A 16073-nucleotide genomic window follows, 5' to 3' on the forward strand; every position below is an offset into this window, starting at 1 on the left:
ATGAAATATGAATGCCGATAACGTGCGGCGCTAATGCTTCAGTGAGGAGAACCGTGAAACGCTCGAACAAACTTTTTCTGGCTTTTGCCGCAGCGCTTCTCTTGATGTTCGCAGGCGCAATGTACGGCGCTTCTTCGCTGCAGCGCTCGCTCGGGCATTACAGCGCCGCCGTGAAGTCAACCGATGTTCAGATGCAGGTCGTGGCGCGCGTGTCGGTGATCAGCGCCGCCTTGATGCTGGCAGCCTGCACGGGTGGCCTGATCGACGCGGTCGTATTCCGGCGGCGGATCGCGCGCCTGATCGATGCAGGCGGCAAGGGCGCAGAAACCGCATTCGCATCGCCGTTCGAAGGAACCAGCGCCGATGAAATCGCCGCGCTGCGAGCCGCGCTCGTCGAGATCCAGAGCAGCCTGTCGAGTGTTGGACATCATGTGAGCCAGAACGTGGCGGCGACGTCGATAGCCGTTTCGCAGAACGTGGGCGCTCAGCCGCATCATTCGTCGCGCACGGAAGCGCAGGCTGCGTCGCTGGAAGAAACGATGGTGCGAATCGAGAAGCTGATCGCAACCGTGCGTCAGAATTCGGTCGGCGCGAAGCGCGCCTCGCTGCTTGCCGTGCGCACGTCGGGGGCTCAGGAAGAGGTTTTGCGGGCCGCGTGAAGAGAAAGCCTGGAGAAACGTAACGTCCGTCACGTAAAACATCGCGTCAAGCTGCCTTGACGATGCCCGGCATGACACCGCTGTTCAGAAACGCGCGCACAACTTCATGTGCCTGATGCTTGTGCGCCGTCTGCCAGCCGGGTGCGAGCATGTCGGCATCGAACATCTTTGAAAGCGTGTACGCATTCGACTTGTGAAAATACGCAAGGCTCACCAGCGTCACGTACATGTGCAGCGGATCGATGCCGATGCGCAGTGTGCCCGACGCTTCGCCGCGTTCGAGCAGCGTGCGCAACTTGTCGAGAACCGGCGACGACATCGCCGGAATCACTTTGGACAACTTCAAAAAACGCGCGCGATTGAGGTTTTCCCACGAGAGCAGGCACAGCAGTTCGGGATGGGTCGAGAAATGGCCTTCCGTGAAATCGTATAGCTGCAGGATGCCTGCTGCGGGATCGACACGGTTCACATCGAGCGTGACCGCGAGTTCCGCTTCGCGTAGTCGCGCAAGCACATGTTCCAGCACTTCGACGTAGAGCTTTTCCTTGCCGCCGAAGTAGTGATAAATCATCCGGATGTTGACCTTCGAGCGGCTCGCGATCGTTTCGACGCGCGCACCGCTGTAGCCTTTGTCCGCGAATTCGCGGATCGCAATCCTGAGCATGCGCTCCCGCGTTTTCGCAGCAAGCTTCTGCCGGCTGGTGGGCGTGCCCGCCTTGTCTTCGATCTGCGCTACCTTCGCAGGCTTCGACGTCTTTGACGTCTTTGATGACTTCGTGGTCTTGACTGCCTTCGGCGATTTCGCTGCGTGCTGCGTCTTACGTACCATGAGTGGACCCGTGAAAGTGGCGAGGCGCCCGCTCGCAAGACATCGTGTCAGCGATGGTACTACTGCGCAGCGATACCGGAATTCGCCGTCCGCCGGAAAAACGCGCTGCGCCGCTCACCGGCGGAACGGCTGCGTCAACGCAGGCGGTGCGGTCTGTCGTCCGATCAGGCCCGCGACGGCGACGAGCGCAAGCAGATACGGCAGCATGATGAGGAGCGCGGTCGGCACGTGAATGCCGAACATCGGCAACTGGAACTGCATGGCAGTTGCCGCGCCGAACAGCAGACAGGCGAGGGCAGTGCGTCCGATTTTCCAGTTGCCGAAGATGATCGCGGCAATCGCGAGATAGCCGGAGCCGTTCGTCATGCCTTCGGTGAAGGTATGAATGTCGCCGATCGAAATGAAGCAGCCCGCCGCCGCCGACATCACGCCGGAAAACACCACCGCGCCGTAGCGCAGCCCGGCAACCGAAAGCCCGGATTGATCGACGGCGCGCGGCGCGACGCCCGCTGCATGTAGCGCGACGCCGAGCGATGTGCGACGCATCACCACCGAAGTGCCGATCAGCACGAGCACGCCCGCGTACAGCAGCCACACCTGATGAAACACGGGTTCGCCAATCACCGGCAACTGCCCGAGCACGGGCGGCGACCAGCGCGCGAGACCAGGAATCACGGCGCTCGAACGTTCGCCGAATACTTCGCGATATGCGAGCGTTGTTCCGCCGAGCGCAAGAATGTTGATGCCGATGCCCGTCACGATCTGGTTTGCGCGCAGCGTGATGCTGAGAAACGCCTGCAACAGTGCGAGCGGAATCACGCCGATGATGCCGCAGAGCAGCCCGAGCGTCGGGTAGCCCGTGAGCCACGAGAACGTCGCGCCGAGAAACGCGCCTGTGAGCATCATCCCTTCGACGCTCATGTTCAGCACGCCCGCGCGCTCGCTGATCAGCTCGCCGGTGGAGGCAAGCATCATGGGTGCGGCGAGGCGGATCGACGCGCCCACGAAAACAGCCAGCAGATCCATGTTCATTGCCGTGCTCCTCCACGTTCGAGCCACATGGCGCCGCCCGCCAGCGCGACCGTGACGATGCCCTGCACGATCAGCACGAGCGCCGACGGTACTGCCGCAACCATTTCCATGTTGATGCCGCCCGAGCGCAGAAAGCCGAACAGCAACGCGGCCGCGAACACACCGGTAATCGAGCCGCGCGCGAGCAGGCCGACGACGAGGCCGTCGAATCCGTAACCGGACGAAAAGCCCGCTTTCAGTGAGAACTGGTCGCCCTGCAGCATCAATGCGCCGGCCAACCCGCTGAACGCGCCGGCAAGCGCGAGCGCGCCGACCAGCGCCGAGGTGATCGGCAGCCCGGCGCGGCGTGCGGCAACCGGATTCAGACCGGCGGCTCGCAGGCACAGCCCGAAACGCGTACGCCGCAACAGCACGGCCGAAGCGACTGCCAGTACGAGCGTGAGCGGCAGGCCGATGTGCAGGTTCATACCGCTCGCGACGAAGATGCCAGGCAGTTTCGTCGCATCGGGAATTTCGAGCGATTCGGGTAATGTCGACGCGTTCGTCATCGGTTGACGCAGCAGCGCTTCGCTCTGCACGCACCAGTACAGGAGCCACACGGCGACGAACGACAGCAGCAGCGTGCTGATGACTTCGTTGGTGCCGACCTTCGCCTTGAGCACGCCCGGCACGCCGGCCCATACCGCGCCGGCCGCGGCGGCGGTGAGCATCGGCACGACGAACGCGAGTCCGAACGGCAGACCCGCGCAGCCGCCGTACAGGCTCATCGCGGTGGCTGCGATACCGCCGATCGCGATCTGTCCTTCGCCGCCGACGTTCGTGAGACGCGCGCGGTCGGCGATCACGAAGCCCGTGCCGACGAGCGCGAACGCGAGACTGCGGTTCAGCGATGCGCCGACCGCGTACGCCGATCCCCATGCGCCGTCGGCGAACGCGGCGAGCGCTTCACCGATCGAGACGTGCATCATCGCGATCAGCAGCAATGCCGCGACGATCGCGAACGCAACGGCCGCGCCAATCACGAGCGCGACGCGCAGTTGCGGCGAGCCGCTGTTTGCGCCGCGCATGTCGCGCAGCCACGCGCGGGTGCCGTGGAGTTTCATGTCGAGATTCATGCGCTTTCTCCCGCGCCCGCCATCCATGCGCCGATACGACCACGGTTCGCCGCGTCGGGCGTGCAACTGCCCATGATGCGGCCGCGGTACAGCACGACGATGCGATCGGCGACGCTCAGCAGTTCGTCGAGTTCGGATGAGATCAACAGCACGCCGACGCCGCGATCGCGTGCGGCGCGAATGTGCGAATACACCGCGGCCACGGCGCCGACATCGAGGCCGCGCGTCGGTTGCGCGGCGAGCAGGAAGAGCAGTGGATCGAGCGTGAGTTCGCGCGCCAGCACGGCCTTCTGCTGGTTGCCGCCGGAGAGACCGCCGAGGAGCGCATCGGGGCCGCTTGCGCGTACGTCGAAACGCGTCATCAATTCGCGGGCCGCTTCGCGCATCGCCCGTCGCCGCAGGAAGCCGCCGCGTGTGTATGCGTCGAGGTGATTCAGCAGCAGATTGTCGGTGAGGCTCATGCCCGTCACGCATCCCACCGCGTGCCGGTCCTCGGGCACGATGCCGACACCTGCGCGGGTCAGCTCGCGCGGGGTCGCCCCCGTCATGTCCTGTCCCGCGACAAAGAAACGTCCAGACGCAGCGGGCATCATGCCGGCCAGCACCGCGCCCAGCTCGCTTTGTCCATTACCTTCCACGCCCGCGATACCGACGATCTCGCCGCGATTCACGACGAGCGTGCATTCGGCAAGACGCGTCGCGCCATCGGCGTCGCGCGCGCTGAGGCCGTCGACCTGCAGCACTTCGTCGCCGAGCGGGCGCGAGTACGGCGACGCATGGACGGGCTGATCGAGCGACAGCTTGCCGACCGCGTCGAGATGATCGTCGGGCGAATCACTTGCGGTGGCGCGGTGAATCATCGCGTGCACGAGGCGGTCGATTTCCGTTGCGGGCGAAGCAGAACGCGCGACGACACGCCCCGATTGCAACACCGTCGCGTGTGAAGCGATGCGGCTGATCTCCTTCAGTTTGTGCGTGACGAGCACGACCGCGCAGCCGCGTTGCGCGACGCGCGCGCAGGTGTCGAGGAGCGCATCGATCTGCGCGGGAAGCAGCACGGCGGTGGGTTCGTCGAGCAGCAGAAGTTGCGGCTCGCGCATCAGGCATTTGACGATCTCGACGCGCTGCCGCTCACCCACCGAAAGATCCGCGACGCGCACGTTGAGCGGCAGATCGAGGCCGACGCTGTCGAGCACCTCGCGCACGCGCTTCGCGTGCGCTGCCCGATTGAGCCAGCCGCGCGCCTGACCGAGCAGCAGGTTGTCGAGCACGGTGGCATCGTCGACGAGGCTGAAATGCTGATGCACCATCGCGATGGCATTCGACAGCGCATCGGCCGGACTGCGCGGGTGATAGGGCGCGCCATTCACGTGCATCGTGCCGGCATCGGGCTGATGCACGCCGAAGATGACGTTGCACAGCGTCGATTTGCCCGCGCCGTTTTCGCCGAGCAGGCAATGCACGTCGCCCGGCATCAGATCGAGCGAGACGTCGTCGAGCGCCTGGAACGTGCCGAAGCGCTTGCCGATACCGGCAAGCGACAGGATTGGCGCCGCCGACGCCAGCGGCCCTGCCGAAGCGCCCGAAGCGGCGGAGGCGAGCGCGTTCATCCTTCGGAGACCTTGATCTTGCCGCTCAGGATGTCCTGCTCGATCTGCTTGAGCTTCGCATCCATCGCCGGCGTCGACTGGCAGACAGCGATACCCGAAGCCTTCGGACCCATCGCGAGACCGAACGGCTTGTAGCCCGGCTGCCATGTGCCTTTTTCCAGCTGCTCGATCGCGTATTGTGCCTGGAAGCCGACGCCTGTGATGCTGTACGCAACATACAGCGGATCGGTGCCGCAACGGTCCGTATAGCTGCCGATGACGTGCGTGTTCTTTTCCTTTGCGGCCTGTTCGAGCCCGCGCAGTCCGAGGTTCAGGATGTGATAGTGAACATCGGCACCCTGCGCGATGGCGGCGGCGGTGGCTTCACGCGCCTTCGCGACGTTGTCGAAGTCGCCGGTGTAGCTCTCGAAGTATTTGATCTTCGGGTTGATGTAACGTGCGCCGTTGCCGAATTCCTTGCCCGCGTTGACGATCGACGGAATTTCCATGCCGCCCGTGTAGCTCACGGCGTTCGTCTTCGTGAGCATCGCGGCGGCGGCACCGGCGACGAACGCGATTTCAGCCTGCTTGACATCGTAGCCCGCGACGTTGGGCGGCATCGATTCGCCCTTGCTGCCGCCGACAATCGAGAACTTCACGTTCGGAAAGCGCTTCGCGATCTTCAGCACGGCGGCCTGCGTCTGACCACCGACGCCGATTACCAGCTGGTTCTTCGACGCGAGGTTCGTGAGCGCCTGCTCCATGTCCGCGTAGTTGATGTTCTCGATGATCTGCGTCTTCAGCTTCGGGCCGAACTCTTTCTCCGCTGCCACCACGCCGTCGTAACCCGATTCCATCCAGCCCTTGTCGGTCTTCGAGCCGGGGATCAGCACGCCGACGCGCATCGTTTCGTCGGCGGCATGGGCCACTTCCGACAGAAACGCAGGAGCGCTCAGTGCGACGACACCTGTCAGAACGAGCATGCGGGACAGCAGGCGGCGGTGCGATCCGCCTTTCGATTTCTGCGTGGGTTGGGACATCACTGGCACTCCTTTTGCGTGAGGTTTCGGTAAGTAGGTTATTCATGAACGAAACGCACAACGCAACTTTGATGCCATCCGTCAAAACGGAAGGTGCAAACGGAGCAGGAAAACGCGCGACGCGCTTCATGAAGGCGGACCCGACCGGCCGCTCACGCACGACATCGCCCACCTTTATTTTCGATCGAAGCAGAGACACGGAGAGCACCTTGGAAAACACCCGGAACCCCGATACGGCAACGCTTCCCGGCGCGCTTGGCGTGTTCGGGCAGACGCGCTGGAGCGCGACGAAAGAGGTCGTCGACATGACGCCGGCGGTGCCCGCCGCGCGCGTGACGACGCTCGATTCGGCGCCGCAGAAAGTCCGTTTTGACATCAACCGCGCGGCGGTGATCGTCATCGATATGCAGAACGACTTCTGCACCAAAGGGGGTTGGGTCGCCCATCTTGGGGGCGACTACGAAGCCGACCGCGCACCGATTGCACCATTGCAGCGCCTCTTGCCCGTGGTGCGCGAAATGGGTGTGCCGGTGATCTGGGTGAACTGGGGAAACCGGCCCGACCTCGCCAACATGCCGCCTAACCAGTTGCATCTGTACAAGCCGACGGGCACCGGTATCGGGTTGGGCGAGCCGCTGCCGGAGCACGGCGCGCATGTGCTCGAAAAGGATTCGTGGGCCGCAGCCGTCGTCGATGAGCTGGCACCCGGGCCGCAGGATATCCGCGTCGACAAATACCGGATCAGCGGCTTCTGGGATACGCCGCTCGACAGCATTCTGCGTAATCTCGGTACTCGTACCGTGTTTTTCGCGGGCGTGAATACCGATCAGTGCGTGCTGCACACGCTGACCGATGCGAATTTCCTGGGCTACGGCTGCGTGCTGCTGTCGGACTGCTGCGCGACCTCATCGCCTGCATTCTGTGTCGAAGCGACGGAGTGGAACGTGAAGAAGTGCTTCGGCTTCGTGGCCGACTCGATGCAGCTGGAGTCTGCCCTCAAGAGCAACGATCACGGAGGCGCACGATGAGCGCGTTCATTCCCGGCGAGCGGCTGCGCGTCGAGCCGACCGCGAGCGGCCCGCTCGACGGGCTGCGCTTCGCGGTGAAAGACCTGATCGACGTGGAAGGCGTCGTCACGGGTGGCGGCAATCCTGACTGGCTTGCGACTCACACGGAGGCCGACGCTCACGCGCCCGCCGTTGCGATGCTGCTGGCCGCGGGCGCGGCCGTCGACGGCAAGACGATCACCGACGAACTCGCGTACAGCCTGGAAGGCGTCAACGCGCATTACGGCACGCCACTGAACCCCCGCTGGCCGCATGCGCTGCCTGGCGGCTCTTCGAGCGGGTCGGCATCCACAGTGGCGAGCGGCGACGTCGACTTCGCGCTCGGCACCGACACGGGCGGCTCGGTGCGCGTGCCCGCTGCATTCTGCGGACTGTGGGGCATCCGGCCGACGCACGATGCCGTTTCCGCCGCAGGCGTCCTGCCGTTCGCGCCGCTCTTCGATACCGTCGGCTGGTTCGCGCGCACGGGCGAGATGCTCGCCAAAGTGGGCGACGTGCTGCTCGCCGGCACCACGCCTGTCGGCGTGCCTGCGGGTTTCACGCTGTGCGCCGAGGCATTCGCCGCGCGCGCCGCGAACGAGCCTGACGATGCCGCACAACTGCGCGCGTTCGCACTTGCGGCTGCCGAGGCCGCGGGTTCCGCCAGACCGGGCGAGACGAACGTGTTCGACGGCGAGCAGGCGGCGTGGCTGCACTGCTATCAGCAACTTCAGGACGACGCGATCCGCACTTCGCTGAAAGCGTGGATCGAGACGACCTCGCCGCGCTTTGGCGACGACATCGCGTCACGCTTCGCCCGGCTCGATACGCTCGATGACGCCGAAGTCGCACGATGCCGCGAACGTCGCGTAGATATCGCGCGGCGTATCGATGCGCTGGTCGCGGATGCGGTCATCGTGCTGCCGACCACGCCGCTCGCGCTGTTAAAGAAAGATTCGCCCAGCGAGCGTATCGCCAGCTTCTACCGCGACGCGCTGACGATGGACTCGATCGCCGCGCTGGCCGGTTTGCCGCAGGTCACGGTGCCTCTCGCGGATGAACGCGACCGGCCGCTGGCGCTCTCGCTGATCGGGCCGCGCGGCAGCGACCGCACGCTGATCGCGCTTGCGCGCCGGCTTTTTCCTTCTGTCGAATAACGGTGAGCCCATGTCCGACGATTCCCCAAAAACCCATACGATCGACGCCGACACGCGCACGGCCTACGTCGAAGCCGCGTTGAAGCTGCATTTCCAGACGCTTCCCGAAGGTGCGGAGGCCCGCGTGCAGGCGCAGTTCGCGCGCATCGCGATGCTTGCTGTGCCGGTGCTCGCGTTCCCGCTGAACGCAGACGACGAACCCGCTCCGGTGTTCCGCGCATGACCGACGCCCGTGCCTCCCGCTTCCCCGTTACCGCGACCGGGATCGCGCGCGCTTATGCGCGCGGCGAATTCACTTCTCGCGAACTCGTCGCCGATACGTTCAGCCGCATCGAAACCGGCGATCCGTACGTAAACGCGTTCACTGACCTCACCGTCGAGCGCGCGCTCGAAGAAGCCGGCCAGCTCGACGCCCGCCGCGCGCGCGGCGAAACCTTGCCGCCGCTCGCGGGTGTCCCGTACGCCGCGAAGAACCTGTTCGACATCGCGGGGCTCACGACGCTCGCCGGCTCGCGTGTGCTCGCCGGCAATCCGCCCGCAAGCGCCGATTCCACCCTCGTGCGCCGCATGCGGGAGGGCGGCGCAATTATGGTCGGCGCGCTGAACATGGACGAATTCGCGTACGGCTTCACGACCGAAAACCATCATGCGGGCGTGTGCCGCAATCCGCACGACCTGTCGCGCACGGCGGGCGGTTCGTCGGGTGGCAGCGCGGCGGCGGTGGCAGCGGGCTTCGTGCCGGTCACGCTCGGCACCGATACGAATGGCTCGGTGCGCGTGCCTGCGTCGATGTGTGGCGTGTTCGGTGTGAAGCCGACGTTCGGCCGGCTTTCGCGCTATGGCACGTTCCCGTTCGTCGCGAGCATCGATCATATGGGCGCGTTCGCACGCACCGTCGGCGATCTCGCGCTCACGTACGACGCGCTACAGTTCGTCGATCCGCTCGACGCCGCGTGTTCGGCGCGCGCCATCGAGCCGGTGAGCAATGCAAAGCCCGCGCGCACGTTACGCATTGCGCGCCTTGACGGCTACTTCGACGATCACGCCAGTGACGATGCACGCGGTGTCGCACTCGCGGCCGCACGGGCGCTCGACGCCACCGAAACCGCCGCATTCCCGAACGCCGAGGCGTCACGCAGCGCCGCGTTTCTGATCACGGCGGCCGAAGGCGGCCAGCTGCATCTGCCGACGCTACGCACGCGTTACGACGAACACGAGCCGCTCTCCCGAGACCGGCTGATTGCGGGCGCGTTGCTCCCCGCCGCGTGGCTGCTGCACGCACAGCGCGTGCGCGCCGTGCTGCAACGGCGCGTGCTTGAACTTTTCGAGCGTTACGACGTGCTGATCGCGCCGGCCACGCCCGTGGTCGCGCCACGCGTCGGCGAAGAGTTCATGGAGATCAACGGCCAGCGGCTTGCCACGCGTCCGAATCTGGGTCTCCTCACGCAGCCGGTGTCGTGTCTTGGTCTGCCGGTCGTCGCGGTGCCGATGCGCGCGGCGAGCGGCCTGCCGCTTGCCGTGCAGCTGATCGCGCCACCGTGGCGCGAGGATCTGGCGTTCGACGCCGCGCGCCGTCTCGAAGCGGCGCAGATGTCGTACTGTCCGCCGGCGCTGTTGTTCGCCGGTCTGCCGTTGCCTGCCGCTTCCTCTGGAATCCGACGATGAATGAAGTCAATCAGCCGCATGTGCTGGCCGAAGTCAACGCTGTGTTCGACGCGTATGAAGTGGCGCTCGTCACCAACGACGTCGCCGCGCTCGACGCGCTTTTTCTCGACTCGCCGCAGACGTTGCGCTACGGCGCGACCGAAAATCTCTACGGTTACGAGGCGATCCGCGCGTTTCGCGCCGCGCGGCCGGGCAAGGGGCTCGCACGCACGGTGACGGCGCGTGTGGTCACGACGTACGGCGATGCGTTTGCCGTGACGAACATCGAGTTCCGGCGGCCGGGCGAAGCGCGCATCGGTCGCCAGAGCCAGACGTGGATGAAAACCGGCGACGGCTGGAAAGTGGTGTGCGCGCACGTCAGCTGGATGGAACCGGCGCGTGCCGGTTGAACGGCACAGTGCGGCGCTAGTGCTCGCCGAAGTCATAACCCGGGCGCCGTTCGCCCGTCAGCCGGTAACGCACGAAGCCGACGTGTTCGCGCAGGACATAGAACGCGTCGGCATGGGCGAGCGGCATCCGCATACGGTTGATGCTTTCCTCGATGTGATCGAGTTCCTTGAGGAGCGCCGCGCGCTCTTCGCCTGATGCCTTTGCCAGCGCGCCGCGCTCGATCGCGATCAGCGAACCGTACCAGCGATAGATCCGCGAACGCACGCGCCAGCGATAGAGCGCCGGGATCGTGCGCAACGCGGGAAAGAGCAGCACCAGCGCAGGCAGCAGGACGACCAGCAACCGGTCGGCGAGGCTCGCAAGCCAGAACGGCAGGGTGCGATAGAAGAAGCTTTTGCCAGAGCGGTAATACCGCACAGCGTCTTCGCTGATCCGGTATTCGTGTGCGATCGGGCTTGGAAATTCGCCCGCCCGCTGCAACAGGCCCGCCGTGCCGTGAACCTGTTGCGCGGCCTCGATGATGAGATCGGACACGGCAGGGTGAAGGCTCGAACGCGCGACGATTTCGACGGTCGGGCTGATCAGATGGATGGTGTCGGGTGGAATCTTGTGCCCGAGATCGAGGAGGCCGGTGGGCAGGTCGATTTCGTTCAGATAAGGAAAGAGGCGCGTGTAAGCCGCCGCTTCGGAAAAGTTCATGACGGAAACGCCCGGCACCTGCATGAGCCGCAGCATCATCGCGCGCGTGGCCGAGTCGCCGTTGAATATGGCGGCGTCCGCCTGATCCGCGATGACCTGTCGGGCGGCGTCGACGCCGTCCGTCGACAGCAGCGTCGTGGTGCTGCCCGGCTCGATGCCATTCGCTCTCAGCAGGGCAAGCGAAAGCCGGCGTGTGCCGCTGCCTTCCCGTCCGATCGCAATGCGCTTGCCCGTCAGTTGCGAAAGCCGGTCGAGGCCCTTGCCCCGATAGAACACGACGACCGGCGCGTAGAACACGCTGCCAAGCGACATCAGCGACGACGTATCCACGCCCTGCGCGATGCCGCCCTGCACGAGGGCGACATCGACATGCTGTTTGGGGTCGAGCAGCCGTTCCAGGTTCTGGACCGAGCCATCGGACGTCAGCACCTTCAGCGTGACGCCGTTGCGCGCGAGAATCTCGCGATATGCCTCGGCGGCGGGCAGCAGCGTGCTGTCCTTCGGCCCCGCGCTCATGACGATCACCTTTGGCGGCGCAGGATCGACGACCCAGATGAAGAGTCCGAGCGCCAGCGCGCAGAATAGCGTGACGGGTCCCCAGACGAGGAGATGGTCGTGCCACCCCGTCGTGCCGTGGCGGTAGCGCCGGTGCGGCGGGTCCTGCTCGTGACGCTCGCTCATACGTCGTTCCCCGGAAAGCTGTTGTGGGCCCGCCCGTCGCACCGGCGGCACCGCGAAGTGGACGAAAAGCCCGGAATCCTCCCATGACCGCACGCGCGGAATGGCAGCGAGTGCGACGGCGTCATATTGGCGGTCTAGTATGGTCTGGAAGCTTACCTCGCAAGGCAGTAATCCGGCAGTCCGGTTCACCCCTCTACCCAGGAGATGATTCCATGAGCACGATCACGACGAAAGACGGCACGGAGATTTTCTACAAGGACTGGGGCACGGGTCGCCCCGTCGTCTTCTCGCACGGATGGCCGCTGACCGCCGACGCGTGGGATGCCCAGATGCTGTTCCTCGTCCAGAAAGGCTATCGGGTCATCGCGCACGACCGTCGCGGTCATGGGCGCTCCGGCCAGCCGTGGAGCGGCAACGACATGGACACCTACGCGGACGATCTCGCCGCGCTCATCGTGCATCTGGATCTGAAGGACGCGATGCTCGTCGGCCATTCGACGGGCGGCGGCGAAGTCGCGCATTACATCGGCCGCCACGGCACGATGCGCGTCGCAAAGGCCGTGCTGATCGGCGCGGTGCCGCCGCTGATGGTGAAAACCGAAGCGCATCCGAAGGGTCTGCCCATGGACGTGTTCGACGGCATCCGCAAGGGTGTCGTGGACGACCGCTCGCAGTTTTACAAGGATCTCGCGGTGCCGTTTTATGGCTACAACCGGCCGGGCGCGAAGATATCGCAGGGCGTGATCGACTCGTTCTGGGCACAGGGCATGGCGGGCTCGATCAGCGGCCAGTACGACTGCATCAAGCAGTTCTCTGAAGTTGACTACACCGAAGACCTGAAAAAGATCGATGTGCCCGCGCTCGTGCTGCACGGCGACGACGACCAGATCGTGCCAATCGACGAAGCGGGCCGTCTTTCCGCGAAGATCATCCCGAACGCGACGCTGAAGGTGTACGAGGGCGGTGCGCACGGCATGTGTACGACGATGGCCGACCGGGTCAACGCCGACCTGCTTGCGTTTCTGGAGTCGTGATGCGGCGTGAGTGACGCGGGCTTCCTGACTGCTGCACGCGCAACCCCGTGCGCCCTCGCCGTTCCCTGGCGACGATCTCACGGCGGTTGCGCCGCAGTACGCCCGACCGCACGATGTGTCACGTATTGTGCGTTGCACCATTTCCAGTTTTTTCGCGTATAGTGATCGAATTAATGGTGTCTTCCAGACTGCTCGAGGCGCCGCACGGAGCGCCCCGGCATTTGCCTTTTGCGGGACCATGACGCACAGGCAAGGAGAGATCAGCATGTTCGATGCCGAAATTGCAGCCACACTTTTAAACCGCTGGGATCGCAAGCCGGCTATGGCCGGGCGCGATACGTACCTCAACCTGTTGCGCGAAGGCAACCTCGACTTCACGCATCAGCAGGGCCGCGTCAGCACAGGTAATCCCACGTCTGACAGCGAACTCGATATCGAGTCGCTGGTTTTTGTCGACGGTTCGCGCGCCGTGCGAATCAAGGCGTCCGGCCAGGCGCCGGGCTGGACCCGCTGGGCCGCGCTCGAGCCGCCGTCCGTCCTGGTTCCCGACTTCGCATGACCTTCGCGCGGCGTATTGCGCCGCGCCCAGGTTATGTCTTCCAGTACGCCGATGAATGTCCCCGCGTCATCGGTTCGTCACATCCCTGCCGAATAATCACCGCGCTCGACCATTCGAAATATCTAAAAGGCGCGCGGTCCTTCAAGTGGACCCGATACGCTGGTTGACCCCGGGGGTTGTACATGACTATCCGTCATCGCATTACGCTGCTCGTCGTTCTGATGTTCGTCGCGCTTTCGGCCATTGGCGGTTATGCCGTCTACCAGACAAGGCGCAGCGCCGCCGAAGTCCGTCAGGTGACTGAAGGCGTCGTGCCGGGCACGCTCGCTTCCGCCGATCTCGTCTCGCAGGTCAAGGATGTGCAACTGGCCACGATGACCCTTGTCTACGCGCCTGATGGCAACGTCGTCGCGCAGGCGCAGGAAGAACTCAAGGCTAAAAAAGCGGCGCTGCAGCGCGCACTCGCGGTGCAGGACCGCGCGGCCGCGAGCCACGCGCAGAAAGGACTTGTCGCACAGGCGCGCGACAGCGTCGAAAACTACTTCGCGGCGATCAACGATACGGCGGCAATGAAAGCCGCCGGCAAGAACGAACTTGCTCAGGCGTTTCTGTTTGCCAACGTCGCGCAGTATCGCGACGAACTCGAAGGCATCGTGGAAACGCTGCGCGTCGAGAAAAACCGCGAGAAAGACGACGCCATCACCGCGCTCAACGCGACGCTCGCCACCACGACGACGGCGATCGCGATCGTCACGGGCATCGCCATGCTGTTGCTGACGGCGATCGGCGCGCTGCTGTACCGGCAGATCACGCGACCGCTTAGCCGCATGCAGGGGATGATGAGCGAGATCGCGTCGAGCCAGGATTTCACCCGCCGCGTGCCAGTTGGGCGCATGGACGAGATCGGTCATTCGATCGTCGCGTTCAACGGCATGATCGCGAAGATCCAGGAAAGCTCGGCGCTCCTCAAGCAGAAAACCGCCGACATTCAGGCGATGTTGCAGAACATGCAGCAGGGTATTCTGACGGTCGTCGATGGCGCGGTGATTCATGCGGAGTATTCGGCGTATCTGGAAGCGATCTTCGAAACGCGCGACATCGCCGGCCGCGGTCTGATGGATCTGGTGTTCGCCGACACGGATCTCGGCGCGGACGTGCTCTCGCAGATCGATGCTGCCGCGCATGCGTGCCTCGGCGAAGACTGTATCAACTTCGCGTTCAACCAGCATCTGCTCGTGAAAGAGATCACGCGCCGCATGCCCGATGGCCGCGGGAAGACGCTCGACCTCAGCTGGTCCGCGATCACCGACGACAGCGACACGATCGTGCGGCTGATGCTGTGCGTGCGCGACGTGACCGAGTTGCGCAAGCTCGCCGCCCAGGCGAGCGAGCAGCAGCGCCGGCTCGAAATGATCGGCGAAATTCTCGCGGTCAGCGAAGAGAAATTCCAGCGGTTCATCGAGAGTTCTTCGGGTTTTGTCAGCGAGAACGAACGGATCATCCGCAAGCATTCGCAGGCCGACGGCGCGGCGCTTGCCGAACTGTTCCGCAATATGCACACGATCAAGGGCAGCGCGCGCACGTACAACCTGCAGTATCTGACCAACGTCGTGCACGAAACGGAACAGCGCTACCACGAACTGCGCGAGGCCGACGCCGGTCACGCGTGGGATCAGGACGACCTGATGCAGGAACTCGCACGCGTGCGCGAAGCGATCGAAAGTTACGCGACGATCAATGAAGTCAGTCTCGGGCGCAAGGGTGCGGCGCGTGGCGGTCACGTCGAACACTATCTGATGGTTGATCGCGCGCACATCCGCGAAAGTCTGCATCTGCTGGAAACGGCGAACGTCGCGAATCACGATGAACTCGTCGCCATGCGCGATGCGGTGCACCGGACGTTGCGTCTGGTGGGAACGGAGAGCGTCGGCGAAGCGCTTGCGGGCGTGCTCGAATCGTTGCCTTCGCTGCGCAGGAGCTGGGCAAGGCAGCGCCCGAAGTGCGTATCGCCGATAACGGCTACCGTCTGCGCGGCCATGCTGCGGGCACATTGCGCAACGTCTTCATGCATCTGCTGCGCAATTCGATCGACCACGGTATTGAAGGCGGCGACGAGCGCGTCGCGAACGGCAAGCCGGCGGCGGGTGTGATCGACATCGAAGTGGGCGTCGACAACAGCCTGCTGCAGGTCACGTTGAGCGACGACGGACGCGGTCTCGCACTCGCGCGTATCCGCGGTATTGCGATCGGGCGCGGCTGGATCGGCCCCGACGAAAAGCTGGACGACCACGCGATCGCGCAACTGATTTTCCGGCCCGGGTTCTCGACGGCGCACACGATCACCGAAGTGTCGGGACGTGGCGTTGGTATGGACGCGGTGCGCGATTTCCTTGCGCGCGAGCACGGCCGCATCGAGCTGCATTTCACCGACGATCATCACGGCGCCGACTTCCGTCAGTTTCAGACGGTTGTCTGTCTGCCGGACAGCGAGGCCGTCGACAGCCTCGGCACGGACGCGCGTCGCGACGTCAACGCGTCGCAGACGGGTGCGTTTGCCGGCTGAGCTGAAACAGTGCTT

General features: G+C 64.6%; 14 protein-coding genes and 1 pseudogene. 9 read left to right on the top strand and 6 right to left on the bottom strand.

Annotation, left to right across the window (positions count from 1 at the left end):
- Nucleotides 1-53 precede the first annotated feature (53 nt).
- A complete protein-coding gene (locus tag LPA36_RS09515) occupies nt 54-659 on the top strand; it encodes a methyl-accepting chemotaxis protein (RefSeq protein WP_228875900.1) in 606 nt (201 codons plus the stop codon).
- Between the two features lie 46 nt (nt 660-705).
- Here LPA36_RS09515 and LPA36_RS09520 read toward each other — a convergent pair whose 3' ends face one another.
- The 5 genes from LPA36_RS09520 to LPA36_RS09540 form a co-directional block, all read right to left on the bottom strand.
- The gene (locus LPA36_RS09520) at nt 706-1488 is read right to left on the bottom strand and encodes a TetR family transcriptional regulator (protein ID WP_228875901.1); all 783 of its coding nucleotides are present in this window, start codon (nt 1486-1488) and stop codon (nt 706-708) included.
- Nucleotides 1489-1602: 114 nt separating this feature from the next.
- On the bottom strand, nt 1603-2520 hold the full coding sequence (locus tag LPA36_RS09525) for an ABC transporter permease (protein WP_228875902.1): 918 nt from the start codon (nt 2518-2520) through the stop codon (nt 1603-1605).
- On the bottom strand, nt 2517-3587 hold the full coding sequence (locus LPA36_RS09530) for an ABC transporter permease (protein WP_407674260.1): 1071 nt from the start codon (nt 3585-3587) through the stop codon (nt 2517-2519). The genes LPA36_RS09525 and LPA36_RS09530 overlap by 4 nt, the downstream gene beginning before the upstream one ends.
- 44 nt (nt 3588-3631) lie before the next feature.
- Nucleotides 3632-5245 carry an ABC transporter ATP-binding protein gene (locus LPA36_RS09535; RefSeq protein ID WP_228875903.1) on the bottom strand — a complete coding sequence of 538 codons (1614 nt, stop codon included), beginning with the start codon at nt 5243-5245 and terminating at the stop codon, nt 3632-3634.
- Nucleotides 5242-6207 (bottom strand): BMP family protein, encoded by a 966-nt coding sequence (locus LPA36_RS09540; RefSeq protein WP_228876517.1) that lies wholly within the window; start codon nt 6205-6207, stop codon nt 5242-5244. Before LPA36_RS09540 ends, LPA36_RS09535 begins: the two co-directional genes overlap by 4 nt.
- A gap of 266 nt (nt 6208-6473) precedes the next feature.
- Between LPA36_RS09540 and LPA36_RS09545 the strand changes: the two genes are divergently transcribed.
- Genes LPA36_RS09545 through hpxZ form a run of 5 tightly spaced genes read left to right on the top strand, consistent with a single transcriptional unit; the run spans nt 6474 to nt 10521 of the window.
- On the top strand, nt 6474-7292 hold the full coding sequence (locus LPA36_RS09545; RefSeq protein WP_228875904.1) for a cysteine hydrolase family protein: 819 nt from the start codon (nt 6474-6476) through the stop codon (nt 7290-7292).
- A complete protein-coding gene (locus tag LPA36_RS09550; RefSeq protein ID WP_228875905.1) occupies nt 7289-8467 on the top strand; it encodes an amidase in 1179 nt (392 codons plus the stop codon). The genes LPA36_RS09545 and LPA36_RS09550 overlap by 4 nt, the downstream gene beginning before the upstream one ends.
- A 10-nt stretch (nt 8468-8477) precedes the next feature.
- On the top strand, nt 8478-8690 hold the full coding sequence (locus LPA36_RS09555; protein ID WP_228875906.1) for a DUF4089 domain-containing protein: 213 nt from the start codon (nt 8478-8480) through the stop codon (nt 8688-8690).
- Nucleotides 8687-10132: an AtzE family amidohydrolase gene (locus tag LPA36_RS09560; protein ID WP_228875907.1), complete on the top strand. Its 1446-nt coding sequence runs from the start codon at nt 8687-8689 to the stop codon at nt 10130-10132. Before LPA36_RS09555 ends, LPA36_RS09560 begins: the two co-directional genes overlap by 4 nt.
- The gene (gene hpxZ, locus LPA36_RS09565) at nt 10129-10521 is read left to right on the top strand and encodes an oxalurate catabolism protein HpxZ (RefSeq protein WP_228875908.1); all 393 of its coding nucleotides are present in this window, start codon (nt 10129-10131) and stop codon (nt 10519-10521) included. The genes LPA36_RS09560 and hpxZ overlap by 4 nt, the downstream gene beginning before the upstream one ends.
- A 16-nt stretch (nt 10522-10537) precedes the next feature.
- Here hpxZ and LPA36_RS09570 read toward each other — a convergent pair whose 3' ends face one another.
- Nucleotides 10538-11902 (bottom strand): TAXI family TRAP transporter solute-binding subunit, encoded by a 1365-nt coding sequence (locus tag LPA36_RS09570; RefSeq protein WP_228875909.1) that lies wholly within the window; start codon nt 11900-11902, stop codon nt 10538-10540.
- Between the two features lie 212 nt (nt 11903-12114).
- Between LPA36_RS09570 and LPA36_RS09575 the strand changes: the two genes are divergently transcribed.
- The 3 genes and pseudogenes from LPA36_RS09575 to LPA36_RS09585 all read left to right on the top strand — a co-directional run bounded on the left by LPA36_RS09575 (nt 12115) and on the right by LPA36_RS09585 (nt 16058).
- The gene (locus LPA36_RS09575; RefSeq protein WP_228875910.1) at nt 12115-12936 is read left to right on the top strand and encodes an alpha/beta fold hydrolase; all 822 of its coding nucleotides are present in this window, start codon (nt 12115-12117) and stop codon (nt 12934-12936) included.
- Between the two features lie 265 nt (nt 12937-13201).
- A complete protein-coding gene (locus tag LPA36_RS09580; RefSeq protein WP_228875911.1) occupies nt 13202-13495 on the top strand; it encodes a hypothetical protein in 294 nt (97 codons plus the stop codon).
- A 182-nt stretch (nt 13496-13677) separates the two neighbouring features.
- Nucleotides 13678-16058, top strand: a pseudogene (locus tag LPA36_RS09585) (MCP four helix bundle domain-containing protein).
- Nucleotides 16059-16073 lie beyond the last annotated feature (15 nt).

Source organism: Paraburkholderia saeva, assembly GCF_907164555.1.
Taxonomy (GTDB): domain Bacteria; phylum Pseudomonadota; class Gammaproteobacteria; order Burkholderiales; family Burkholderiaceae; genus Paraburkholderia; species Paraburkholderia saeva.